At 57.8% G+C, this 23,940-nt stretch carries 15 protein-coding genes and 1 pseudogene; 10 read left to right on the plus strand and 6 right to left on the minus strand.

All coding sequences use genetic code 11. The features are described from left to right. Window positions 1–303: 303 nt before the first annotated feature. Complete coding sequence (locus tag V6944_RS02040; RefSeq protein ID WP_333497692.1) at window positions 304–1,887, plus strand: TerC family protein; 1,584 nt, start codon at window positions 304–306, stop codon at window positions 1,885–1,887. Between the two features lie 37 nt (window positions 1,888–1,924). Here V6944_RS02040 and asmA read toward each other — a convergent pair whose 3' ends face one another. From asmA to udk, 3 genes are all read right to left on the minus strand, one after another. Beyond that, complete coding sequence (asmA, locus tag V6944_RS02045; RefSeq protein ID WP_333497693.1) at window positions 1,925–3,772, minus strand: outer membrane assembly protein AsmA; 1,848 nt, start codon at window positions 3,770–3,772, stop codon at window positions 1,925–1,927. 26 nt (window positions 3,773–3,798) lie between these two features. Continuing rightward, entirely contained in the window at window positions 3,799–4,380 is a 582-nt protein-coding gene (dcd, locus tag V6944_RS02050; RefSeq protein ID WP_185666975.1) for a dCTP deaminase, read from the minus strand. A 79-nt stretch (window positions 4,381–4,459) separates the two neighbouring features. After that, on the minus strand, window positions 4,460–5,101 hold the full coding sequence (gene udk / locus V6944_RS02055) for a uridine kinase (protein ID WP_185666974.1): 642 nt from the start codon (window positions 5,099–5,101) through the stop codon (window positions 4,460–4,462). Window positions 5,102–5,453: 352 nt separating this feature from the next. Here udk and V6944_RS02060 point away from each other — a divergent pair. Continuing rightward, window positions 5,454–7,670 (plus strand): annotated as a pseudogene (locus V6944_RS02060) (PAS domain S-box protein); the annotation flags it as partial. Window positions 7,671–7,675: 5 nt separating this feature from the next. On the opposite strand, the gene alkA reads toward V6944_RS02060, so the two are convergent. Continuing rightward, entirely contained in the window at window positions 7,676–8,518 is an 843-nt protein-coding gene (alkA, locus tag V6944_RS02065) for a DNA-3-methyladenine glycosylase 2 (RefSeq protein WP_333497695.1), read from the minus strand. A 149-nt stretch (window positions 8,519–8,667) separates the two neighbouring features. Between alkA and yegD the strand changes: the two genes are divergently transcribed. From yegD to trhP, 8 genes are all read left to right on the plus strand, one after another. Further along, window positions 8,668–10,020, plus strand: a complete 1,353-nt coding sequence (gene yegD, locus V6944_RS02070; RefSeq protein WP_333497696.1) for a molecular chaperone — start codon at window positions 8,668–8,670, stop codon at window positions 10,018–10,020. 395 nt (window positions 10,021–10,415) lie between these two features. Continuing rightward, on the plus strand, window positions 10,416–11,678 hold the full coding sequence (locus tag V6944_RS02075; RefSeq protein ID WP_333497697.1) for an MdtA/MuxA family multidrug efflux RND transporter periplasmic adaptor subunit: 1,263 nt from the start codon (window positions 10,416–10,418) through the stop codon (window positions 11,676–11,678). Continuing rightward, on the plus strand, window positions 11,678–14,800 hold the full coding sequence (locus V6944_RS02080; RefSeq protein ID WP_333497698.1) for an MdtB/MuxB family multidrug efflux RND transporter permease subunit: 3,123 nt from the start codon (window positions 11,678–11,680) through the stop codon (window positions 14,798–14,800). Before V6944_RS02075 ends, V6944_RS02080 begins: the two co-directional genes overlap by 1 nt. Continuing rightward, window positions 14,801–17,878, plus strand: coding sequence for a multidrug efflux RND transporter permease subunit MdtC (gene mdtC / locus V6944_RS02085; RefSeq protein ID WP_333497699.1), 3,078 nt, complete (start codon window positions 14,801–14,803; stop codon window positions 17,876–17,878). Between the two features lie 2 nt (window positions 17,879–17,880). After that, complete coding sequence (locus V6944_RS02090) at window positions 17,881–19,293, plus strand: MFS transporter (protein WP_333497700.1); 1,413 nt, start codon at window positions 17,881–17,883, stop codon at window positions 19,291–19,293. A gap of 3 nt (window positions 19,294–19,296) precedes the next feature. After that, window positions 19,297–20,748, plus strand: a complete 1,452-nt coding sequence (gene baeS, locus V6944_RS02095) for a two-component system sensor histidine kinase BaeS (protein WP_333497701.1) — start codon at window positions 19,297–19,299, stop codon at window positions 20,746–20,748. Beyond that, window positions 20,745–21,467 (plus strand): two-component system response regulator BaeR, encoded by a 723-nt coding sequence (gene baeR / locus V6944_RS02100; RefSeq protein WP_333497702.1) that lies wholly within the window; start codon window positions 20,745–20,747, stop codon window positions 21,465–21,467. The genes baeS and baeR overlap by 4 nt, the downstream gene beginning before the upstream one ends. A 167-nt stretch (window positions 21,468–21,634) precedes the next feature. Beyond that, on the plus strand, window positions 21,635–22,996 hold the full coding sequence (gene trhP, locus V6944_RS02105; protein ID WP_333497703.1) for a prephenate-dependent tRNA uridine(34) hydroxylase TrhP: 1,362 nt from the start codon (window positions 21,635–21,637) through the stop codon (window positions 22,994–22,996). Window positions 22,997–23,147: 151 nt separating this feature from the next. On the opposite strand, the gene V6944_RS02110 is transcribed toward trhP, so the two are convergent. Further along, window positions 23,148–23,591, minus strand: a complete 444-nt coding sequence (locus V6944_RS02110) for a type II toxin-antitoxin system HicB family antitoxin (RefSeq protein WP_333497704.1) — start codon at window positions 23,589–23,591, stop codon at window positions 23,148–23,150. A 25-nt stretch (window positions 23,592–23,616) separates the two neighbouring features. Beyond that, on the minus strand, window positions 23,617–23,796 hold the full coding sequence (locus V6944_RS02115; protein ID WP_333497705.1) for a type II toxin-antitoxin system HicA family toxin: 180 nt from the start codon (window positions 23,794–23,796) through the stop codon (window positions 23,617–23,619). Between the last annotated feature and the right edge of the window lie 144 nt (window positions 23,797–23,940).

Consider the following 23,940-nt stretch of genomic DNA (forward strand, 5'->3'; position numbering starts at 1 on the left):
TAGTACCGGGAGAATTGTTGCAGCTAAGCGAATAGCAGGCAAGGTTAGCGCCGCCTAAAAAATAATTTTAAGAATAAGATTAAGATCAATATTGTCTGGTTTTTTAGGATTTTCTTTATGTTGACAAATTAAACCATGTGCCATTGAAGGATATATTTCTATAATAAATCCCGTTCTGCTTTTGACTATTATATCCTGTTGCACCTTGATTTTTTGCCATGAGAAATCTCAGCCAAACGTTGCAATTTGCCGTCGCTTTATCCATGATCAATTCGTCATATAACATAAGGTTTTAACCAACGTATGGAATGGATTGCCGATCCGTCTATTTGGGCGGGACTCGTGACGCTGGTCGTCATCGAGCTGGTTCTCGGAATTGATAATCTGGTGTTTATCGCCATCCTCGCCGAAAAGCTGCCACCAGCCCAACGCGACCGCGCACGCGTCACCGGGTTGATTCTGGCGATGCTGATGCGCCTGCTGCTGCTGGCCTCAATCTCGTGGCTGGTCACCCTGACTAAACCGCTGTTTAGCATCCGCGACTTCACCTTTAGCGCCCGCGATCTGATTATGCTGGTCGGCGGCTTCTTCCTGCTGTTTAAAGCCACGGTAGAGCTTAATGAGCGGCTGGAGGGGAAAGATAACGATAACCCGACGCAGCGCCGTGGCGCGCGTTTTTGGGGCGTTGTCGCGCAAATCGTGGTGCTGGACGCGGTCTTCTCGCTTGATTCGGTGATCACCGCCGTTGGCATGGTCGACCATCTGGCGGTCATGATGGCTGCGGTCATTATTGCTATCAGCCTGATGCTGATGGCCAGCCGGGCGCTGACCCGCTTTGTGAACAGCCACCCGACGATTGTTATTTTGTGTCTGAGCTTCCTGCTGATGATTGGCTTTAGCCTGGTGGCGGAAGGTTTCGGCCTCGTCATACCAAAAGGCTATCTGTACGCCGCCATCGGTTTCTCGGTGATGATTGAGTTCTTAAACCAACTGGCTATCTTTAACCGTCGCCGCTTCCTCACCGCTAACCAGTCGCTGCGTAGCCGTACCACGGAGGCGGTCATGCGCCTGCTGAGCGGTCAAAAAGAGGATGCCGAGCTTGATGCGGGCACCGCCTCGCTGCTGGTAGACCAGAGCGATCAGCAGATCTTCGACCCGCAGGAGCGGCGGATGATTGAGCGCGTGCTGAACCTCAACCAGCGTACCGTGAGCAGCATCATGACCTCGCGTCATGATATTGAGCACATCGACCTGAGCGCGCCGGAAAGCGAAGTGCGCGCGCTGCTGGAGAAAAACCAGCACACCCGTCTGGTGGTTACCGGCGGCGATGATGAAGAGGATTTGCTCGGCGTGGTGCACGTGATTGACCTGTTGCAGCAGTCTTTGCGCGGCGAACCGTTGGATCTGCGCGTGTTAATTCGTCAGCCGCTGGTGTTCCCGGAAGCGCTGCCGCTGCTGTCGGCGCTGGAGCAGTTCCGTAACGCCCGTACCCACTTCGCCTTTGTGGTGGATGAGTTTGGTTCGGTTGAGGGGATTGTGACGCTCAGCGACGTGACGGAAACCATCGCCGGTAATCTGCCAAACGAAGCGGAAGAGATTGATGCCCGCCACGACATTCAGAAAAATGCCGACGGCACCTGGACCGCTAACGGGCATATGCCGCTGGAAGATTTAGTGCAGTACATTCCGCTACCGCTGGACGAGAAGCGTGAGTACCACACCATCGCCGGGCTGCTGATGGAGCACCTGCAGCGTATTCCGAAAGCCGGTGAGGAAGTGCAGATTGGCCCGTGGACGCTCAAAACCCTGCAGGTTGAGAGCCACCGGGTACAGAAAGTGCAGATTATCCCACCGCCGCGGGATGATGAGTGGGATTACGAAGTGTAGTGAGGAGCCCGTCCCGGCGTCGCGTTGCTCGGCCGGGCTACTTGTTCAGCAGTTTCTGCACGTCTTTACCGGACTGGGTGTTTTTATTGCGCTCTGCCCACTCATTCAGCCGCCGCTTGGCTTCATTTTGCAGCTGACGGCGCAGCACCTGATCAACCTGCAGACTGTAATTCAGCTCAGACCATTTGCCATATACCCGCAGCGGAATCGCGGTACGCTTGAGCATATCCACCAGCTTGCCCTCGCCCTGCCATCCATCAGTCACCTGAATAGCGAACTGCATATCGCCCTCTTCTTTCACCAGATCCAGCGCACCTTTGCCGGTTAATGACATCAGCGACGACGAGCCGCTCATGTTATCGAGGGTCAGAATGCCGCTGTCGAGGTCGATATCGGCGGTAAGCTTGTCGAGGCGCGTCGCGCTGTCGTCGTTTTCCTTAGCGCGTACGTCAGTGCTGCGTTCAACCGCCTGCTGCACCAGCTGCTGGAAGTTGAGGCCTTCGGTACGGGTATCCTGCATCTCAATGGACGCCTGCCCCTGCCAATCGCGACGGAAATGGTTAGCATCCACCACCGAGCCGGAGAAATCCCCCGCCAGCGACATTTTGCCTGCCATGTCTATCGGGTAGTTAAAGGCTTTCAGCAGACTGCCGATCTCGATGTTATCAAGCTTCGGCTGGAACGCCGCCTGCGGTACGCTATTGCGAGCATCAACCGTACCCGGCAAGGAGAGCATCCCACCGCCGAGTTTTCCTTCCAGTTGAGCGATGTGCAGCAAACCGCGCTGGTTGTCGGCCTGAATACGCACGTCGGTAAACGGCATTTCGCGCCAAACCACCTGCTTCGCCGTCATCGCCAGGGTCCCGTCAAAGCTATTCAGCCCGCTGTACGGCACCACCTTCACGCCGTTGGCAATAACCGGACGCGGCTGTTTTGGCGTCGCCTGCGCTTTTTGTACGTCTCCGCCGTTGCTCGGCAGAATGTCCGAATGCAGCAGCAGGTTATCAAGATTGAGCTTATCGGACTGCAGATCCAGCGCCCAGAGCGGGTAATCACCGAGGACCACGCTGCCGGAACCGGTCAATGAACTGTCGTTCGCCGTCAGGTTCAGGGCGCTAAAGCTAAGCTTCTTCGCCTCCTCCTGCCAGCTGGCGTTCAGGCTGCCGTTACCGCTGATGCCCTGCGCCGGAAGATCTGCGCCCTGAAGCTGCCAGCTAAGCTGCGACAGCTGCGCGTCCAGGCGATGCGGGTAGTCAGCGGCCTGCACCTGGGCGGAAAAACTGAGGGTTAAATCGCGCTGGTCGCGGTTGAGGCGACCGGAGAAATCAACTTCTGCCTGATGGTTGGCATCCTGCTCCATCTGCAGACGAATATCGCGCACCGTCACCTGCTCATCGTCTTCATGCTGGAAGACCAGCACGCTATCCACGACCTGCAGTGCCGCAATATCAAAGGACCAGCCGCTGTTGCCCGGCTCCTGCGGCAGCGACGTGCCTTTTGGTGCCACCGGGGCGTTTTGCGCGCGTTCGGCTTCGGTTTGCGGCGTCAGTTGAATCACCGCGCCTTTGAGCATCACCTGCTTCACCTGAAGCTGATGCGAGAGCAGCGGCATCAGCGCCACGTCAAGACGCATATTGTCTGCCCGCACCAGCGGCGCACTGGCCCCCGGCGCGGTTAAGGTCATACGACCCGCGAGGATGCTCAGGCGCGGCCAGACGTGCCAGCGCAACGAGCCATCAAGCTGAAGCTGATAGCCGCTACGTGCTTCAACCTGTTTCACCATATAGCTGCGGAAATCGTTGGGATTCACCAGCAGCACCAGCGATGACAGTCCAGCGACCAGCACCACCAGCAGGATCATCAGCGTCGTCAATATTCGTCTCATGGCACCCTCATCAGGTTCGCGGCGGATCAGTCTTTATCAATACGACTGGCGACCGCACCCTGCTGATCGCGATATTTCGCATCTTCGCGACGGTTGTACGGGCGATCGGCGGGGCCAGACAGCGGCTCAAAGCTCAGCGCGCCGATTAACATCCCCGGACGCAGCGCCAGCGGCAGTTTGCCTGAATTGTAGAACTCCAGCACGATGCAGCCGGACCAGCCTGGATCGATACGGTGGGCGGTCACGTGTACCATCAGCCCCAGACGCGCCAGTGAAGAGCGCCCGTCGAGCCAGCCGACCAGATCCGCCGGCAGCGTCACCGACTCCAGCGTCACCGCCAGCGCCAGCTCACCCGGATGCAGATAGAAAGCATCGCCCTCAGGCAGCACAATCTCTTCACTCATCACGCGATCCAGCGCCGCGCTGACTTCCGCCTTCGGCCCGCTTAAATCAATATAGGCCGCCGTATGACCGCTAAAGGTGCGAAACTTGTTGCCTAAACGCACGTCAACCGTCGCGCCGTTGATACGCTCAATCGGCGGACGCGGGTTAATCGACAGTCGGCCGTCATCCAGCCAGGCTTCTATGTCTCGGTCGCACAGACGCATATCACTCTCCTTTATGTACTACCTGCCCTCTTCCGGCATGGTTGAGGGCTATTAATGCACGTTACACAATTCGCGTGAGTTATTCAAAAAACTGACTAATTTTCGCTTTCAGAATGTCGATAGCGATGCGGTTTTTACCCCCACGCGGCACGATGATGTCGGCGTACTGCTTGGACGGTTCGATAAACTGCAGGAACATTGGACGCACGGTTTTCTGGTACTGAGCCATCACCGAGTCCATCGAACGCCCGCGCTCGTTAACGTCACGCTTGATACGACGCATCAGGCAAATATCCAGCGGGGTATCAACGAAAATAGAGAAGTTCATCTCTTCACGCAGGCGCGCATCCGTCAGCAGCAGGATCCCTTCAAGGATGATCACTTTTTTCGGTTCGATGTGGATCGTTTCCTGAGTACGGGTGTGCTCGACGTAACTATAGACCGGCAGTTCGATAGCGGTGCCGCGTTTTAAGGTCTGCAAATGCTGGAACAGCAGACTGTGGTCCATCGCATTAGGATGGTCATAATTGGTTTTTACCCGATCTTCCATGGACAGGTGACTTTGGTCTTTGTAATAGCTATCTTCAGGGATAACACCGATATGCTCATCACCAACCTGCTCGCGTAATTCGCGATACAGCGTACTAGCAATAAGACTTTTACCTGAAGCCGATGCGCCGGCGATGCCTACAATGACGCACTGATGAGACTTATCAGTCATAAATTTTGCGACCCGATTAACCTGGATGATAGGAAGGACGGCACGGACAGACAATATTATTCAAGAGGTGAAGTTCTGAATAATCAGGTGTACCAGCGCCAAACGCGGCAATTATAGGGATTTCATAGCGACGATACCAGTCGAATGCATCGTTCTGCGGTGACAATCGGCTAAACGCCGTCGGGACACGTTCCCGCGCAAGTAATTATTCACGAAGAAAATATTACGCTTGTGATGAATTAGTGATTATTGTCAATAAGTGTCACAGATCCGATAAACGCCGCCTAAGTTGGTGCATAATCGACATTAATGTCGGCATGGCCGGAGTGTGCAGTTCCGGATAATCGTGGTAATGAAGAAAGAAAAACAGTACATCCCCATCGTCCTGACCTCACCGTTTCGTACGGCACAACTCCTGTTTGGCCTCGGGCTTCTGACGTTCCTGTTCACGCTCTACTCGTTCGCACTGATGCATCAGCCAAGTGACCTTTCGCCAGTCTGGTTCCCGACGGCGGTCATGATGGCAGGATTCTATCGTTTTAAGCGTTCCCTGTGGCCCGGTATTGGGCTCGCGGGCGCGCTGGGTATTATTACCGCGACGAGTCTCTACTCCCCATCGGCGGTGACGCTCACATACCCGGCGATTAACATTCTGGAGGCGCTGGTCGGCGCATTGCTGCTACGTCGCTGGCTGGTGCGCGATAACCCGTTGCAAAACCTGGTGGACTGGACCCGCATGGCGATCGCCTGCGCGCTGGTGCCAGCATTACTGGGCGGTATGCTCGTCTCCAGCCTCTCTCCCGGCGCCAACGCGTTGCAAACGCTGGTAGTCTGGATGCTTGCCGAAGCCACCGGTGCGCTGGCAGTGGTACCAATTGGCCTGCTGCTGAAAGCGCGATTCGTCACGCGCTATCAAAATACCGCGCTGCTGGTCTCTACGCTGCTGACCGCCGTGCTTACCCTGGCGCTAAGCATGACGTCGATGCTCTATCTGCCGTGGCCGTTCACCTTCATCATGGTGCTGCTGATGTGGAGCGCCGTGCGCCTGCCGCGCTTAGAAGCGTTTATGATTTCCCTGCTGACCATTATGGTGGTGCTGATGCTGACCTCACTGCATCCGCTGGTTCAGCACATGATTGAAAATACCCTCAATAGTTATCGCCTGCACAATATGCCGGGGCTGCCGTTCCTGATGGTGCTACTGCCAACCGGCGTCATGAGCATCGCCATGTACGCCGTACACAACGAGCGCCGACATATTGCCGAGAGCGAAACCCGCTTTCGTCATGCGATGGAGTATTCCGCCATCGGCATGGCGCTGGTCGATACCTACGGGCAGTGGCTGCAGGTCAACAAAGCGCTGAGCGCCTTCCTCGGCTACAGCCAGGACGAACTGCACCGAATGACCTTCCAGCAGGTGACCTGGCCGGAAGATTTAGCCACCGATTTGGCTCAACTCGATCGATTGAATCGCGGTGAGGTTGACAGCTACTCGCTGGAGAAACGCTACTTTACCAAGCAGGGAGAGGTCGTCTGGGCGCTGCTCGCCGTGTCGGTCGTGCGCAATAACGACGGCACACCACTCTATTTTATTAAACAGATTGAAGACATTAACTCGCTGAAAAAGAGTCGCGAAGCAAACAAGCAGCTTATGGCAGATCTCACCCAGGCCAACGAGGCGCTGTTTCAGGAAAAAGAGCGCCTGCATATCACCCTCGACTCCATTCATGACGCGGTAATCAGCACCGACAATAAACAAAACATTATTTTCATGAACCCGGTCGCTGAAAAGATGAGCGGCTGGAAGCAATCGGAAGCGCAGGGCAAGCCATTGCTAACCGTGTTGCGTATTACCGAGGGACCGGGCGGAGAGCGGCTGGAAGCGCTCAGCGCGCAGGCGGGCCCTGAAAGCGATGCCGAGTACGACAACTCGCTGAAAAACCGCTATGGCGACAGCTACGATATTCACTACAGCATGACGCCGCTGAACACCCTTGAGGGTGAGCATATCGGCTTTGTATTGGTCATTCAGGACGTTACCGAATCACGCAAGCTGCTGCGCCAGCTCAGCTACAGCGCGACCCACGATGCGTTGACCGGGCTGCCCAATCGCTCCAGCTTTGAAAGTCAGCTCAAAGGGCTGCTAAAAGCGCTGCCGGGCACCCATCAGTCGCACGCGTTGATTATGCTCGACCTTGATTTCTTTAAGGCGGTCAACGACAGCGCTGGCCATGCGGCAGGCGATGCGCTTTTGCACGAAATCGCCTCGCTGATGCGCTCGATGCTGCGCCCCAGCGATATTCTGGCGCGCCTCGGCGGCGATGAGTTTGGTTTTATTCTGCGCCACTGCTCCACCGAACAGGCGGTGAGCGCCACCGAGCGCGTCGTTGAGGCGATTAATCACTACGAATTTATCTGGGCAGGCCGCGTGCACCAGGTGGGCGCCAGCGCCGGGTTAACGCTGGTGCATGAGCACAACGCCAAACTGGCGGAACTGCTGGTACAGGCCGATGCCGCCTGCTACGACTCGAAAAACAACGGGCGCGGTAGAGTCACAGTCTACGCACCGGTGACTTATGCCGGCGACCAGTCGTCCGTATGCCAGATATGCAATAACGCGTAGGAGCGCCAGGGTTGCCAGCGCTCGGCGTAAACGCGAATTTGCGCGGGCGTCATTCCCGGAAAACGCTGTTTAATCAAATAATCATCCGACAGGAAAATATCCTTCGCCTGCCAGGCACGCAGCGCGAAATAGTTTGCTGTCCAGCGGCCAATACCGGGAAACTGCTGTAGCGCTTTTAGCGCCTGGGGAACATCCGCAGGTAGCATCGACGGCAGCTCGCCGTTGACCGTCGCCTGGGCGAAATAGATCAGCGCCTCGGCGCGTTTTAGCGGCATCCCCAGCGCTTTCAGCGCCTGCGGGTCGCCCGCCGCCAGACGCTCGGCGGTAGGAAACAGGAAAAAGCCCTCCTCTTCAGCCAGCGGTTCGCCATAGAGCGCCACCACCCTGCCGGTCAGCTTCGCCGCCATCTTCACACTCACAAGCTGGCCGAGAATCGCCCTTATTCCCTGTTCAAATGCTTCAAGCGCTCCCGGCAGACGCAGCCCCGGTCTGGCGGCGGCGAGACTGCCCAACGCATGCTGAATTTGCAGCGGACAGCAGCGCAGGTCCAACAGCTTTTCCACGCCTGCCAGCGCCCGGTCGGCCACCGGTAAAAGCCCGGCGGAGAGCGTGACGCCAAGTTGGTTGTGCGCCGTGTCCGGCGTCATGGTGATAAGCCCGTGATGTTCGCCACAGCGCCAGCTGCGGGTGTAGCTACCGTCGTCAAAACGTTCAATGCCGCTGACGGCACGCGCTTGCAGAAAGCCAAACATCCATTGCCAGTCGTACGGCGGTAACCACGGCAGTTCAAACATCGTTGCTCCTTAAGCACATAGCAATAAACCGAGCGTAATAGCATAGCGGGTTATCACGTCAGTGACCTTGCTTTCATATTCCAGTTGCCGCCTTCGCGACATTCCGCTAAAGTCGCCCCCCTTTCTTCACTGGCATGGGGATAATTGTCGTGTTTATTGGTTTTGACTACGGGACGGCGAACTGTTCTATCGCCGTGATGCAAGATGGCGCACCGCGCATGCTGACGATGGAAAACGGCAGTACGCTGCTGCCTTCAATGCTCGCGGCGCCAACGCGCGAAGCGGTGAGCGAGTGGCTTTATCGCCACCATCAGGTGCCTGCCACCGGCGATGAAGCGCAGGCGCTGCTGCGTCGGGCGATGAACTTCAACCGCGAAGAAGATATCGACGTACTGAGCAATAGCGTGCAGTTTGGCCTCGCGTCGCTCAAGCAGTACATCGCCGACCCGGAAGAGGTCTATTTTGTTAAATCACCGAAATCGTTCCTTGGCGCCAGCGGCCTGAAGCCGCAGCAGGTGGCGGTATTCGAAGACCTGGTCTGCTCAATGATGCTGCATATTCGCCAGCAGGCGCAGTCGCAGCTCACGGATAACCTCGACCAGGCGGTGATCGGCCGCCCGATTAACTTCCAGGGGCTTGGTGGCGACGACGCTAACGCCCAGGCGGTCGGTATCCTTGAACGTGCGGCAAAGCGCGCGGGCTTCCGTGAGGTGGTGTTCCAGTATGAACCGGTTGCCGCGGGCCTCGATTTCGAAGCCACGCTGAGTGAAGAAAAACGCGTGCTGGTCGTCGATATCGGCGGCGGTACCACCGACTGCTCGGTGCTGCTGATGGGGCCGCAGTGGCGCACCCGTCACGACCGTGAACAGAGCCTGCTTGGTCACAGCGGCTGCCGCGTCGGCGGTAACGACCTGGACATCGCGCTGGCCTTTAAGAGTCTGATGCCGCTGCTCGGTATGGGCGGCGACACCGAAAAAGGCATCGCCCTGCCGATTCTGCCATGGTGGAACGCGGTGGCTATCAACGACGTTCCGGCACAAACCGATTTCTACAGCGCGGCCAACGGCCGACTGCTGCGCGACCTGGCGCGCGACGCCCGCGACGCCGAGAAAGTCGCCCTGCTGTATAAGGTCTGGCAGCAGCGCCTGAGCTACCGTCTGGTGCGCAGCGCCGAAGAGAGCAAAATCGCGCTGTCCGAAGCCGCACAAATTGACACCTCGCTGCCGTTTATCAGCGACGAACTGGCGACTGCCATCAGCCAGGATGGGCTGGAAGCGGCGCTGAATCAGCCGCTGACGCGCATCCTTGAACAGGTGCAGCTGGCGCTGGAAAACAGCAACGAAAAGCCGGATGTCATCTACTTAACCGGCGGCAGCGCACGCTCACCGCTGATTAAGAAGGCGCTGGCCCAACAGCTTCCCGGCATTCCGATTGCCGGCGGCGATGATTTTGGCTCGGTGACCGCCGGTCTGGCCCGCTGGGCGCAGGTGGTTTTCGCCTGATATATCGTCGTTGACTTCGCTGTTTTTTCGACCTATCGTAAAGGAATGAGGGTAAGGGAGGATTTCTCCGCCCCCTGGTGTCTTAGTCAGCCGGTAAGCTCATCACTAAGAGTATCACCAGTATGATGACTATCTTCATCATAACCCTTTCCTTATATAAGGCCCCTTCGTCAGGAGGGGCTTTCCTGTTTTAGCGCCCTGCTAAACGCCGCTGACGGTAGCACGCGTTAGCCCGGCCCGCAGTTTCATCCCCAGAGTTTGCGAGCCTACTCGTAAAGCCGCGCAGGATTCGGACGATTCCTTCCGTCTTTCATATTTCCTCCATTTTTTCTGAGCGTTCCGTAACTAAACTAGTATCATTTCGTGAAATGATTCAGGGCGAGAAACGGATAACAATGAAAGGCATTCATAACTATCGCTGGCGCATTGCGCTGGCCGTGCTGGTGGCGATCGCAGTCGCGTTCGGTATCTGGCACTTCAGCAGCAATTCTGATACCTCGGGTTCCACCGCCGCGAAACCGGCGGGCGCGCCTGCCGCTGGCGGTCGTCACGGTGGTCGCTTTGGCGGCACGCTGGCACCGGTTCAGGCCGCCACCGCCACCAGCGAAGCGGTACCTCGCTACCTGAGCGGGCTGGGCACCATTACCGCTGCCAACACCGTCACCGTTCGCAGCCGCGTTGACGGCCAGCTGATGGCAATTCACTTCCAGGAAGGGCAGCAGGTGAAAGCCGGCGATCTGCTGGCGGAAATTGACCCAAGCCAGTTCAAAGTCGCCCTCGCCCAGGCGCAGGGGCAACTGGCAAAAGACAGAGCCACGCTCGCCAACGCACGTCGTGATTTATCCCGCTACCAGCAGTTGGTCAAAACCAACCTGATCTCCCGTCAGGAACTGGATACCCAGCAATCGCTGGTCAGTGAATCCGAAGGGACGATCAAAGCCGATGAAGCCGCCGTCGCCAGCGCCCAACTGCAGCTCGACTGGAGTCGCATCACCGCCCCTATCGATGGCCGCGTGGGCTTAAAACAGGTCGATATCGGCAACCAGATCTCCAGCGGCGATACCACCGGTATCGTCGTTCTGACCCAGACACACCCAATCGACCTGGTCTTCACTCTGCCGGAAAATGATATTGCTACCGTGGTTGCCGCACAGAAAGCGGGCAAAAGTCTGGTGGTTGAAGCCTGGGACCGCACCAACAAGCAGAAACTGAGCGCCGGTACGCTGCTGAGCCTTGATAACCAGATTGATGCCACCACCGGTACCATCAAACTCAAAGCGCGCTTTAACAACCAGGACGACGCGCTGTTCCCGAACCAGTTCGTTAACGCCCGCATGCTGGTCGATACCCAGCAGAACGCCGTCGTTATCCCTACCGCCGCCCTGCAGATGGGCAACGACGGTCACTTTGTCTGGGTGCTGAACAGCGACAATAAAGTCAGCAAACACACCGTGGTGCCGGGCATTCAGGACAGCCAGAAAGTGGTCATTGATGCCGGACTTTCCGCTGGCGATCGCGTGGTGACCGACGGTATCGACCGCTTAACCGAAGGGGCCAAAGTGGAAGTCGTCACCGCCCACGATGCCACCACCTCCGGAACGGAAAAACCGGCGGCGGCTGAAGGCCATGCCGCCGGTCATAAAGGAGCGCGCGGCTGATGCAAGTTTTACCGCCGAGCAACACGGGCGGCCCGTCCCGCCTGTTTATTATGCGCCCTGTCGCCACCACGCTGCTGATGGTGGCGATCCTGCTGGCCGGGATTATCGGCTACCGTTTTCTGCCCGTCTCCGCGTTGCCGGAGGTGGACTATCCAACGATTCAGGTGGTCACACTCTATCCGGGTGCCAGCCCGGACGTGGTGACGTCGGCGATTACCGCACCGCTTGAACGCCAGTTCGGGCAGATGTCCGGGCTGAAGCAGATGTCATCGCAAAGCTCCGGCGGCGCATCGGTCGTCACCCTCCAGTTCCAGCTCACGCTGCCGCTGGACGTCGCCGAGCAGGAAGTGCAGGCCGCGATTAACGCCGCCACCAACCTGCTGCCAAGCGACCTGCCTAACCCGCCGGTCTACAGCAAGGTCAATCCGGCAGATCCGCCTATCATGACCCTCGCCGTCACCTCAACCGCCACGCCGATGACCGAAGTGGAAGATATGGTTGAGACCCGCGTGGCGCAGAAAATTTCGCAGGTCTCTGGCGTCGGTCTGGTAACGCTGGCGGGCGGTCAGCGTCCTGCCGTGCGCGTGAAGCTGAACGCTCAGGCCATTGCCGCCCTCGGGCTGACCAGCGAAGATATTCGCACCGCCATTACCAATGCCAACGTTAACTCGGCGAAAGGTAGCCTCGACGGCCCAGCGCGCGCGGTAACGCTCTCGGCAAACGACCAGATGCAGTCGGCGCAGGAGTACCGGGCGCTGATTATCGCCTACAAAAACGGCGCGCCGATTCGCTTAGGCGATGTAGCGACCGTGGAACAAGGGGCAGAGAACACCTGGCTTGGCGCGTGGGCCAATAAAAAACAGGCCATCGTGATGAACGTGCAGCGCCAGCCGGGCGCTAACATCATCTCCACGGCCGACAGCATCCGCCAGATGCTACCGCAGCTCACCGAAAGTCTGCCGAAATCAGTCAAGGTTGAGGTGCTTTCCGACCGTACCACCAACATCCGCGCCTCGGTCTCCGACACCCAGTTCGAGCTGATGCTGGCGATTGCGCTGGTGGTGATGATCATCTACCTGTTCCTGCGTAACGTTCCGGCGACCATCATCCCCGGCGTTGCCGTGCCGCTCTCGCTGGTAGGCACGTTCGCGGTGATGGTGTTTCTTGATTTCTCGATTAACAACCTGACGCTGATGGCGCTCACCATTGCCACCGGCTTCGTGGTTGATGACGCCATCGTGGTGATTGAGAACATCTCGCGCTATATCGAAAAAGGCGAGAAGCCGATGACCGCAGCGTTAAAGGGCGCGGGCGAGATTGGCTTTACCATTATTTCCCTCACCTTCTCGTTGATTGCAGTGCTGATCCCGCTGCTGTTTATGGGCGATATCGTTGGCCGCCTGTTCCGCGAGTTCGCCGTCACCCTGGCGGTGGCGATATTGATATCCGCCGTGGTGTCGTTGACGCTGACGCCAATGATGTGCGCGCGCATGCTCAGCCACGAATCGCTGCGCAAACAGAACCGTTTCTCCCGCGCCAGCGAACGCTTCTTTGACCGGGTGATTGCCGGTTACGGGCACCTGCTGGCCCGCGTACTGAACCATCCGTGGTTAACCCTGAGCGTGGCACTCGGCACGCTGGCGCTGTCGGTGATTCTGTGGGTGACCATTCCGAAAGGTTTCTTCCCGACGCAGGATAACGGCATTATTCAGGGTACCTTACAGGCGCCGCAGTCGGTGTCGTTTGCCAGCATGGCGCAGCGCCAGCAGGCGGTGGCCGATGCCATTCTGAAAGACCCGGCGGTCGAAAGTCTGACCTCATTCGTCGGCGTGGACGGCACCAACCCAGCGCTCAACAGCGCCCGTTTACAGATTAACCTCAAGCCGCTGAGCGAGCGTGACGACCGCGTGCAGGCGGTTATCAGCCGTCTGCAGCAGTCGGCCGACCGCATTCCAGGCATCCAGCTTTATCTGCAGCCAACGCAGGATCTAACCATCGATACCACCGTGAGCCGCACGCAGTATCAGTTTACCCTGCAGGCCAACTCGCTCGATGCGTTAAGCCAGTGGGTGCCGCAGCTGATGGAACAGCTTCAGGCACTGCCGCAGCTCTCCGACGTCAGCAGTGACTGGCAGGATCAAGGGCTGGTGGCCTATGTTAACGTCGACCGCGATAGTGCCAGCCGCTTGGGGATTTCGATGGCGGACGTCGATAACGCGCTGTACAACGCCTTTGGTCAGCGCCTTATCTCCACTATTTACACCCAGGCCAACCAGTATCGCGTAGTGCTGGAGCACGACACCCGTGAAACACCGGGGCTAGCCGCGCTCGATAACATTCGCCTGACCAGCAGCGACGGCGGCATCGTGCCGTTAACCGCGATTGCCAAAGTTGAGCAGCGTTTTGCGCCGCTGTCGATAAACCACCTCGACCAGTTCCCGGTGACCACCATTTCGTTCAACGTGCCGGATAAGTACTCGCTGGGCGATGCAGTGCAATCGATTCTGGACACCGAAAAAACGCTGAACCTGCCGTCAGATATTCGTACTGAATTCCAGGGTAGCACCCTCGCCTTCCAGTCGGCGCTGAGCAGTACTATCTGGCTGGTGGTCGCAGCGGTGGTGGCGATGTATATCGTGCTTGGCGTGCTCTATGAGAGCTTTATCCACCCGATCACCATTCTGTCGACGCTGCCAACCGCGGGCGTCGGCGCGCTGCTGGCGCTGATGATTGCCGGTAACGAGCTGGACGTGATTGCCATCATCGGCATCATCCTGCTGATTGGTATCGTGAAGAAGAACGCGATCATGATGATCGACTTTGCGCTCGCCGCCGAGCGCGAACAGGGCATGGCGCCGCGCGAGGCGATTTACCAGGCCTGCCTGCTGCGTTTCCGCCCGATTCTGATGACCACGCTGGCGGCCCTGCTGGGGGCGCTGCCGCTGATGCTCAGCACCGGTGTCGGCGCGGAGCTACGCCGCCCGCTGGGGATTGGCATGGTCGGCGGTCTGTTGGTAAGCCAGGTGCTGACGCTGTTCACCACCCCGGTTATCTATCTGCTGTTCGACCGACTGTCGCTGTACCTGAAAAGCCGGTTCCCGCATCGTGAAGAGGAAGCGTAAGTGAAATTTTTCGCGCTCTTCATCTACCGTCCGGTGGCGACGATTCTTATTTCGCTCGCCATTACGCTGTGCGGGATCCTCGGATTCCGCCTGCTGCCGGTCGCCCCGCTGCCGCAGGTCGATTTCCCGGTGATCATGATCAGTGCTTCGCTGCCGGGGGCGTCGCCAGAGACCATGGCCTCATCCGTGGCAACGCCGCTGGAGCGCTCGCTCGGGCGTATTGCGGGGGTCAACGAGATGACCTCAAGCAGCTCGCTCGGCAGTACGCGCATCATTCTCGAATTTAACTTCGACCGTGATATCAACGGCGCGGCACGTGACGTGCAGGCGGCCATTAACGCCGCACAGAACCTGCTGCCAAGCGGTATGCCGAGCCGCCCGACCTACCGTAAAGCTAACCCGTCAGATGCACCAATCATGATCCTGACGCTGACCTCTGACACCTACTCCCAGGGCGAACTGTACGACTTCGCCTCTACCCAGTTGGCGCAGAGCATTTCGCAGATTGACGGCGTGGGCGACGTCGACGTCGGCGGCAGCTCCCTGCCCGCCGTGCGCGTTGACCTCAACCCACAGGCGCTGTTTAACCAGGGCGTGTCGCTGGATGCCGTGCGCACCGCCATCAGTAACGCCAACGTGCGCAAACCGCAGGGGGCGATTGACGACACCACCCACCGCTGGCAGCTTCAGACCAACGACGAACTAAAAAAAGCCGCGGAATACCAGCCGCTGATCGTTCACTACAACAACGGTGGTGCGGTGCGCCTTGGCGATGTCGCCAACGTGACCGACTCAGTACAGGACGTCCGCAACGCCGGGATGACCAACGCCAAACCGGCGATTTTGCTGATGATCCGCAAGCTGCCGGAAGCCAATATTATCGACACGGTGGACCGCATCCGTGCGGAACTGCCGGAGCTGCAACAGACCATTCCGGCGGCGATTGACCTGCAAATTGCCCAGGACCGCTCGCCCACCATCCGCGCCTCGCTGGAGGAAGTTGAGCAGACGCTGGTGATTTCCGTCGCGCTGGTGATTCTGGTGGTCTTCCTGTTCCTGCGCTCCGGCCGCGCAACACTTATCCCCGCCGTGGCGGTGCCGGTGTCGCTGATTGGCACCTTTGCCGCCATGTACCTGTGCGGCTTTAGCCTCAATAATCTGTCGCTGATGGCGCTGACCATTGCCACCGGGTTTGTGGTCGATGATGCCATCGTGGTGCTGGAGAATATTTCACGCCATATTGAAGCCGGGATGAAACCGATGCAGGCGGCGCTTCAGGGTAGCCGCGAGGTGGGCTTCACCGTTCTGTCGATGAGCGTTTCACTGGTAGCGGTATTCCTGCCGCTGCTGCTGATGGGCGGCTTACCGGGTAGGCTGCTGCGGGAGTTTGCCGTCACGCTGTCGGTGGCTATCGGTATTTCGCTCGCCGTCTCGCTCACCCTCACGCCGATGATGTGCGGCTGGATGCTGAAATCTAACCGTCGGCATTCGCCAACCCGCAACAAAGGGTTCGGACGCGTGCTGGTCGCCATGCAACAGGGCTATGGTAAATCGCTGAAGTGGGTATTGGGGCATGCGAAACTGGTCGGCGTGGTGTTCCTCGCCACCATTGCGCTCAATATCTGGCTGTACATTACGGTGCCGAAAACCTTCTTCCCGGAGCAGGATACCGGGGTGCTGATGGGCGGTATTCAGGCTGACCAGAGCATCTCGTTCCAGGCGATGCGCGGCAAGCTGCAGGACTTTATGAAAATCATCCGTGAAGACCCGGCGGTGGATAACGTCACCGGCTTTACCGGCGGCTCGCGGGTTAACAGCGGCATGATGTTTATCACCCTGAAAGCGCGCAACGTGCGCCATGAATCGGCACAGCAGGTTATCGACCGGCTGCGTAAAAAGCTCGCCAAAGAGCCAGGAGCTAACCTGTTCCTGATGGCGGTACAGGATATTCGCGTCGGCGGCCGTCAGGCCAACGCCAGCTATCAGTACACGCTGCTCTCCGACGACCTCAGCGCGCTGCGGGAATGGGAACCAAAAATTCGTAAAGCGCTGGCGGCGCTACCGGAGTTAGCCGACGTCAACTCAGACCAGCAGGACAACGGTGCGGAAATGGACCTCATCTATGACCGTGAAACCATGTCACGACTGGGGATCAGCGTCGAAGCGGCCAACAGCCTGCTGAACAACGCCTTTGGTCAGCGTCAGATCTCCACCATTTACCAACCGCTGAACCAGTATAAGGTAGTGATGGAGGTGGATCCGGTTTATACCCAGGACGTCAGCGCGCTGGACAAAATGTTCGTGATTAACAGCGAAGGCAAGGCGATTCCGCTATCGTACTTCGCCAAATGGCAGCCAGCCAATGCGCCGCTGTCGGTGAACCACCAGGGGCTGTCGGCGGCATCGACCATCTCCTTCAACCTGCCGACCGGTAAATCACTGTCGGAGGCGAGTGATGCCATCACGCGGACCATGACCCAGCTTGGCGTGCCGTCCACGGTGCGCGGCTCCTTCGCCGGTACCGCGCAGGTCTTCCAGCAGACAATGAACTCGCAGGTGATCCTGATCATTGCCGCGATTGCTACGGTCTATATTGTGCTGGGGATCCTGTATGAGAGCTACGTTCACCCGCTGACCATCCTCTCTACGCTGCCCTCTGCGGGCGTCGGGGCGCTGCTGGCGCTGGAGCTATTCGATGCCCCATTCAGCCTAATCGCCCTTATCGGGATCATGCTATTAATTGGCATTGTGAAGAAAAACGCCATCATGATGGTCGACTTCGCCCTTGAAGCGCAGCGTAACGGCAACCTCGCCCCGGAAGAGGCGATTTTCCAGGCCTGTCTGCTGCGTTTTCGTCCGATTATGATGACCACGCTGGCGGCACTTTTTGGTGCCTTACCGCTGGTTCTCTCCGGGGGCGACGGCTCGGAACTGCGTCAACCGCTGGGGATTACCATTGTAGGGGGTCTGGTGATGAGCCAGCTGTTAACCCTCTACACCACCCCGGTGGTCTATCTGTTCTTCGATCGTCTGCGTCTGCGTTTTTCACGTCAACCCCGACAATCGGTAACTGAATAACTATGACTGACCTACCCGCCAACGTACGCTGGCAACTCTGGATCGTGGCGTTCGGCTTTTTTATGCAATCGCTGGACACCACGATCGTCAATACCGCCCTCCCCTCAATGGCGTTAAGCCTCGGGGAGAGCCCGCTGCATATGCATATGGTGGTGGTCTCCTACGTGCTGACCGTCGCGGTGATGCTGCCCGCCAGCGGCTGGCTGGCTGACCGGGTTGGTGTGCGAAATATCTTTTTCACCGCCATCGTGCTGTTCACCGCCGGTTCGCTATTTTGCTCGCTGTCCAGCACACTCAATGAGCTGGTGATGGCGCGCGTACTACAAGGGATTGGCGGTGCCATGATGGTGCCGGTAGGCAGGCTAACGGTGATGAAAATCGTCCCGCGCGATCAGTATATGGCGGCAATGACCTTTGTGACGATCCCCGGCCAGGTGGGTCCGCTGCTCGGCCCGGCGCTCGGCGGGATTCTGGTGGAATACGCCTCCTGGCACTGGATCTTCCTGATTAATATTCCGGTCGGCATTATCGGCTGTATTGCTACGCTGGCGCTGATGCCCAACTACACCGTCCAGACCCGGCGATTCGATATCGCGGGTTTTGTCGTGCTGGCACTGGGCATGGCGACCTTAACGCTGGCGCTGGACGGGCAAAAAGGCCTCGGCATCTCGCCGTTGACGATGGGCGCGCTGGTGGCTATCGGCATCGTCTCCATCGTGATGTACCTGTGGCACGCCCGCGGCAACGACAGCGCACTGTTCAACCTCAAGCTGTTCCGTACGCCAACCTTCTCTCTCGGCCTTGCCGGCAGCTTTAGCGGGCGTATCGGCAGCGGCATGCTGCCGTTTATGACCCCGGTATTCCTGCAAATTGGCATGGGTTTCTCGCCGTTCCACGCCGGGCTGATGATGATTCCGATGGTGCTGGGCAGCATGGGGATGAAGCGCATTGTGGTACAGGTGGTGAACCGCTTTGGCTATCGCCGCGTGCTGGTGGTCAGCACCGTTAGCCTGGCGCTTATCAGCCTGCTGTTTATGTTCACCGCGCTGGCGGGCTGGTACTACGCGCTGCCGGTGATTCTGTTTATTCAGGGAATGGTGAACTCCAGCCGCTTCTCGTCGATGAATACCCTGACGCTGAAAGACCTGCCTGATGAATTTGCCAGCAGCGGCAACAGCCTGCTGTCGATGATTATGCAGCTATCGATGAGTATCGGCGTCACTATCGCCGGGATCCTGCTCGGCACCTTCGGCCAACAGCATATCGCCGTCGGCAGCGACGCGACGCACCACGTCTTTATGTACACCTATCTTTGCATGGCGGCGATTATTGCCCTCCCGGCGTTGGTCTTTGCCCGCGTACCGGACGACACCACCAAAAACGTGGTGATCGCCCGACACAAACTCAAGGAGTAAAGCGTGAAACTATGGCGCCCGGGCATCTCCGGCAAACTGTTTCTGGTCATTTTAGCCACCTGTATCGTGCTGCTTATCAGCATGCACTGGGCCGTGCGCATCAGCTTTGAGCGCGGCTTTATTGACTATATCAAGCGCGGCAACGAACAGCGGCTCCAGCTGCTGAGCGACGCGCTGGCGGAGCAGTATGCTCAACACGGAAACTGGCGCTTTTTACGTAATAACGACCGTTTTATCTTCCAGATCCTGCGCTCTTTTGAGCATGACAATAACGAAGAGCGCCAGCCGCCAGGCCCTCCGGGACCGGACAGCGAGCCTCCTCGCGGCCCGGATCGCGGCGGCATGCCGCCGCACGGCTGGCGCACCCAGTTCTGGGTCGTCGATCAGAATGCCCGTGTGCTAGTTGGCCCGCGCGAAGCGGTGCCCCACGACGGCTCCCGGCGCGGTATTATCGTCAACGGTATGGAAGTGGGCGCGGTGATCGCCTCGCCGGTAGAGCGCCTGACGCGCAACACCGACATCAACTTTGATCAACAGCAGCGGCGCACCAGCTGGCTTATCGTCGGGCTGGCGACGCTGCTCGCCGCACTGGCCACCTTCCCGCTGGCCCGCGGCCTGATTGCGCCGGTCAGACGGCTGGTAGAAGGTACGCATAAGCTGGCGGCGGGCGATTTTTCTACCCGCGTTCCGGTAACCAGCGGCGATGAGCTGGGGAGACTGGCGAAAGACTTTAACCAGCTCGCCAGTACGCTGGAGAAAAACCAGCAGATGCGCCGGGATTTAATGGCCGATATCTCCCACGAGCTGCGCACCCCGCTGGCGGTGCTGCGCGGCGAGCTGGAAGCGATACAGGACGGCGTGCGCAAATTTACCCCCGAGTCGGTGACTTCGCTCCAGGCCGAAGTCGCCACGCTGACCAAGCTGGTCAATGACCTGCATCAGCTATCCATGTCTGACGAAGGTGCGCTGGCCTACCAGAAATCCACCGTGGATATTATCGCGCTGCTGGAAATTGCCGCCGATGCCTTCCGCGAACGCCTTGCCAGCCGCGGCCTGACGCTCAATCTGGCGCTGGCGGAAAGCGCCACCGTATTTGGCGACCCCGATCGCTTAATGCAGCTGTTCAACAATCTGCTGGAAAACAGCCTGCGTTACACCGACAGCGGCGGTCAGGTGCTGATTCGCACCACGCTCGACGCGCAGCATATCGTGCTGGAATTTGCCGACAGCGGCCCCGGCGTCACCGACGAACAGCTAGCAAGACTGTGCGAACGCTTCTACCGCACCGAAGGTTCACGCAACCGCGCCAGCGGCGGCTCCGGCCTGGGGCTGGCGATCTGCGCCAACATCGTCACCGCCCACGGCGGGCAGCTAAACGTCGGACATTCGCCTTTTGGCGGGGTTAGCATTAAAGTAGAGTTACCGCTGGAACGCGCAATACCGAGAGAGATATGACCGATTTACCGATTGATGAAAACGCCCCGCGCATTCTGATTGTTGAAGATGAACCGAAGCTGGGACAACTGCTCATCGACTATTTGCTGGCCGCTCACTATGCCCCAACGCTGATTAGCCACGGGGATAAAGTGCTGCCGTACGTTCATCAAACGCCGCCGGATCTTATCCTGCTGGATCTGATGCTGCCGGGCACAGACGGTCTGACGCTGTGCCGCGAAATCCGCCGCTTCTCCGATGTGCCGATTGTGATGGTGACTGCCAAAATCGAAGAGATCGACCGTCTGCTGGGCTTAGAGATTGGTGCCGACGATTATATCTGTAAGCCGTACAGCCCACGTGAAGTGGTGGCGCGCGTGAAAACCATTTTGCGCCGCTGCAAGCCGCGCGCCGAACTTCAGGCGCTGGATGCCCAGAGCCCGCTTATCGTAGATGAAAACCGTTTTCAGGCCTCCTGGCGTGACCGCCTGCTCGACCTCACCCCCGCTGAGTTCCGCCTGCTGAAAACCCTGTCGCAGGAACCGGGGAAGGTCTTCTCCCGCGAGCAGCTGCTTAATCACCTCTATGATGATTACCGCGTGGTGACCGACCGCACCATCGACAGCCACATTAAAAACCTGCGCCGTAAGCTGGAGTCGCTGGACGCCGAGCAGTCGTTTATCCGCGCCGTCTATGGCGTAGGCTACCGCTGGGAAGCTGACGCCTGCCGCATGGCGTAATCTGATAGATTGCCGGATGGTGCACGCTTCGCTTATCCGGCATAAAGCGTACAAAGGTTTACTCCCCTCCCTTGCAGCGCTACAATGCCCGCCCTTAATGTGGGGGCACTCCCCAACTCGCCGCATCAGGTGCGACGAATCTGACCTGTCATCAGAACGAGATAATCATGTTTAAACCGGAACTCCTTTCCCCGGCGGGAACGCTGAAAAATATGCGTTACGCTTTCGCTTACGGTGCCGATGCCGTTTATGCTGGCCAGCCACGCTACTCACTGCGCGTCCGTAACAACGAATTCAATCACGAAAATCTGCAGCTCGGCATCAACGAAGCCCATGCGCTGGGTAAAAAATTCTATGTGGTGGTGAACATCGCGCCGCATAACGCCAAGCTGAAAACCTTTATTCGTGACCTGAAGCCGGTAGTGGATATGGGGCCGGATGCGCTGATTATGTCTGACCCAGGCCTGATTATGCTGGTGCGCGAAAACTTCCCGGAGATGGACATCCACCTGTCCGTGCAGGCCAACGCCGTGAACTGGGCGACGGTGAAGTTCTGGAAACAGATGGGGCTGACCCGCGTGATCCTCTCCCGCGAACTGTCGCTGGAAGAAATTGAAGAAGTCCGTACCCAGGTGCCGGATATGGAGATTGAGATCTTCGTTCACGGCGCGCTGTGCATGGCCTACTCCGGCCGCTGCCTGCTCTCCGGCTACATCAACAAGCGTGACCCGAACCAGGGCACCTGCACCAACGCCTGCCGCTGGGAATACAACGTTCAGGAAGGCAAAGAAGACGACGTCGGCAACATCGTCCACAAATTCGAGCCAATTCCGGTACAGAACGTTGAGCCTACACTCGGCATCGGCGCGCCAACTGATAAAGTCTTTATGATTGAGGAAGCCAAACGTCCAGGCGAGTACATGACCGCCTTTGAAGACGAACACGGCACCTACATCATGAACTCCAAAGATCTGCGCGCCATTGCTCACGTTGAACGTCTGACCCAGATGGGCGTGCACTCGCTGAAAATTGAAGGCCGTACCAAGTCGCATTACTACTGCGCCCGCACCGCTCAAGTTTACCGCAAGGCCATTGACGACGCTGCCGCGGGCAAACCGTTCGATGCCTCTCTGCTGGAAACCCTGGAAAACCTCGCGCACCGTGGCTACACCGAAGGTTTCCTGCGTCGTCACACTCACGACGACTACCAGAACTACGAGCACGGCTACTCCGTCTCCGAGCGTCAGCAGTTTGTCGGCGAATTCACCGGTGAGCGTAAAGGCAATCTGGCTGCCGTCGCGGTCAAAAACAAATTCACCGTCGGCGACAGCCTGGAGATGATGACCCCGCAGGGCAACGTCAACTTCACCCTGGAGCACATGGAAAACAGCAAAGGCGAAGCCACTGCCGTCGCACCTGGCGATGGGCACACCGTATGGTTACCCGTGCCGGAAGACGTGGCGCTGGAGTATGGCCTGCTGATGCGTAACTTCGCAGGAGAATCCACTCGGAATCCGCATAACGGCTAGTGCATTTATATTGTTTTTCAATAGCAAAGATTCTTAGAAATGGATCACAGACGGAATAATCGATTGTAGATATCATTCGCTTCGCTGAAAAACATAATCCATAAATGCTAGCTGTACCCAGGAACCACCTCCTTAGCCCGTGTAATCTCCCTTACACGGGCTTATTTTTTTCTCCGCGATGTTTAGACCGTACCGCTACCACTCGTTCCAGCGCAGCCTGCGCCAAAAAACCTGACCGACTTTTGAACTCTGGGTTACTGGCCACACATCGATCTATTCTATCGATCAGTGACTTAGGCAACGTGACGTTGATTTTCTCCGATCCCCCCAGCAAACGCGTCAGGTCGATCTCAACCAGCGCCCAGGTATACCCAGAATATTCAGCATTTTTCGCCAGCTCAGCAACCGTAGAGACAGCGGGGATATCCTTCTCCAACTCCACCAGCAGCTCAATATGCCCGGTAATTGCCTCTTTGGCGTTCATGATAGCTTCGTCCAGCGTATCTCCCGCCGAATAGCACCCCGGCAGGTCAGGAACAATAACGCCATAGGCAAAGTCATTGTCACCAGCTTCAATTGCGATTGGATAAAACATCGTTAGCCTCTTTTCTCATTCAGTATTAAATCCCCGCCTGTTTTCTTATGCTTTTAACAGTACCAACGGGCAGCTCTTTTTTGGGATGGGGAACCGTGACCATGCCCGATTTTACTGGATGCGTAAAATGGTGGTGGCTCCCATTTATGCGCACAAGCCCCCAGCCATCCGCTTTGAGTTCAATGATTAATTTTCGGCTATCCATGCCCTCACCTCGCCGCCATTTTCTATAACGAACAATAACCCCAATAACCCTTCAAAGCAACATTCAGAGTTATCGGAGTTATGTCTTCATAATAAGCGCATCTCAACTTCCTTTGTTACACTCTTTGCATACCCCACAAAGAGG

The organism is Kluyvera sp. CHPC 1.2972, from assembly GCF_036759925.1.
GTDB lineage: Bacteria > Pseudomonadota > Gammaproteobacteria > Enterobacterales > Enterobacteriaceae > Kluyvera.

Coding starts and splice junctions, on each gene's coding strand:
- V6944_RS02090 (WP_333497700.1), top strand. CDS start 17,881: ATGACTGACCTACCCGCCAACGTACGCTGGCAACTCTGGATCGTGGCG.
- asmA (WP_333497693.1), bottom strand. CDS start 3,772: ATGAGACGAATATTGACGACGCTGATGATCCTGCTGGTGGTGCTGGTC.
- V6944_RS02040 (WP_333497692.1), top strand. CDS start 304: ATGGAATGGATTGCCGATCCGTCTATTTGGGCGGGACTCGTGACGCTG.
- baeR (WP_333497702.1), top strand. CDS start 20,745: ATGACCGATTTACCGATTGATGAAAACGCCCCGCGCATTCTGATTGTT.
- V6944_RS02075 (WP_333497697.1), top strand. CDS start 10,416: ATGAAAGGCATTCATAACTATCGCTGGCGCATTGCGCTGGCCGTGCTG.
- V6944_RS02080 (WP_333497698.1), top strand. CDS start 11,678: ATGCAAGTTTTACCGCCGAGCAACACGGGCGGCCCGTCCCGCCTGTTT.
- alkA (WP_333497695.1), bottom strand. CDS start 8,518: ATGTTTGAACTGCCGTGGTTACCGCCGTACGACTGGCAATGGATGTTT.
- V6944_RS02110 (WP_333497704.1), bottom strand. CDS start 23,591: ATGTTTTATCCAATCGCAATTGAAGCTGGTGACAATGACTTTGCCTAT.
- dcd (WP_185666975.1), bottom strand. CDS start 4,380: ATGCGTCTGTGCGACCGAGACATAGAAGCCTGGCTGGATGACGGCCGA.
- trhP (WP_333497703.1), top strand. CDS start 21,635: ATGTTTAAACCGGAACTCCTTTCCCCGGCGGGAACGCTGAAAAATATG.
- V6944_RS02115 (WP_333497705.1), bottom strand. CDS start 23,796: ATGGATAGCCGAAAATTAATCATTGAACTCAAAGCGGATGGCTGGGGG.
- udk (WP_185666974.1), bottom strand. CDS start 5,101: ATGACTGATAAGTCTCATCAGTGCGTCATTGTAGGCATCGCCGGCGCA.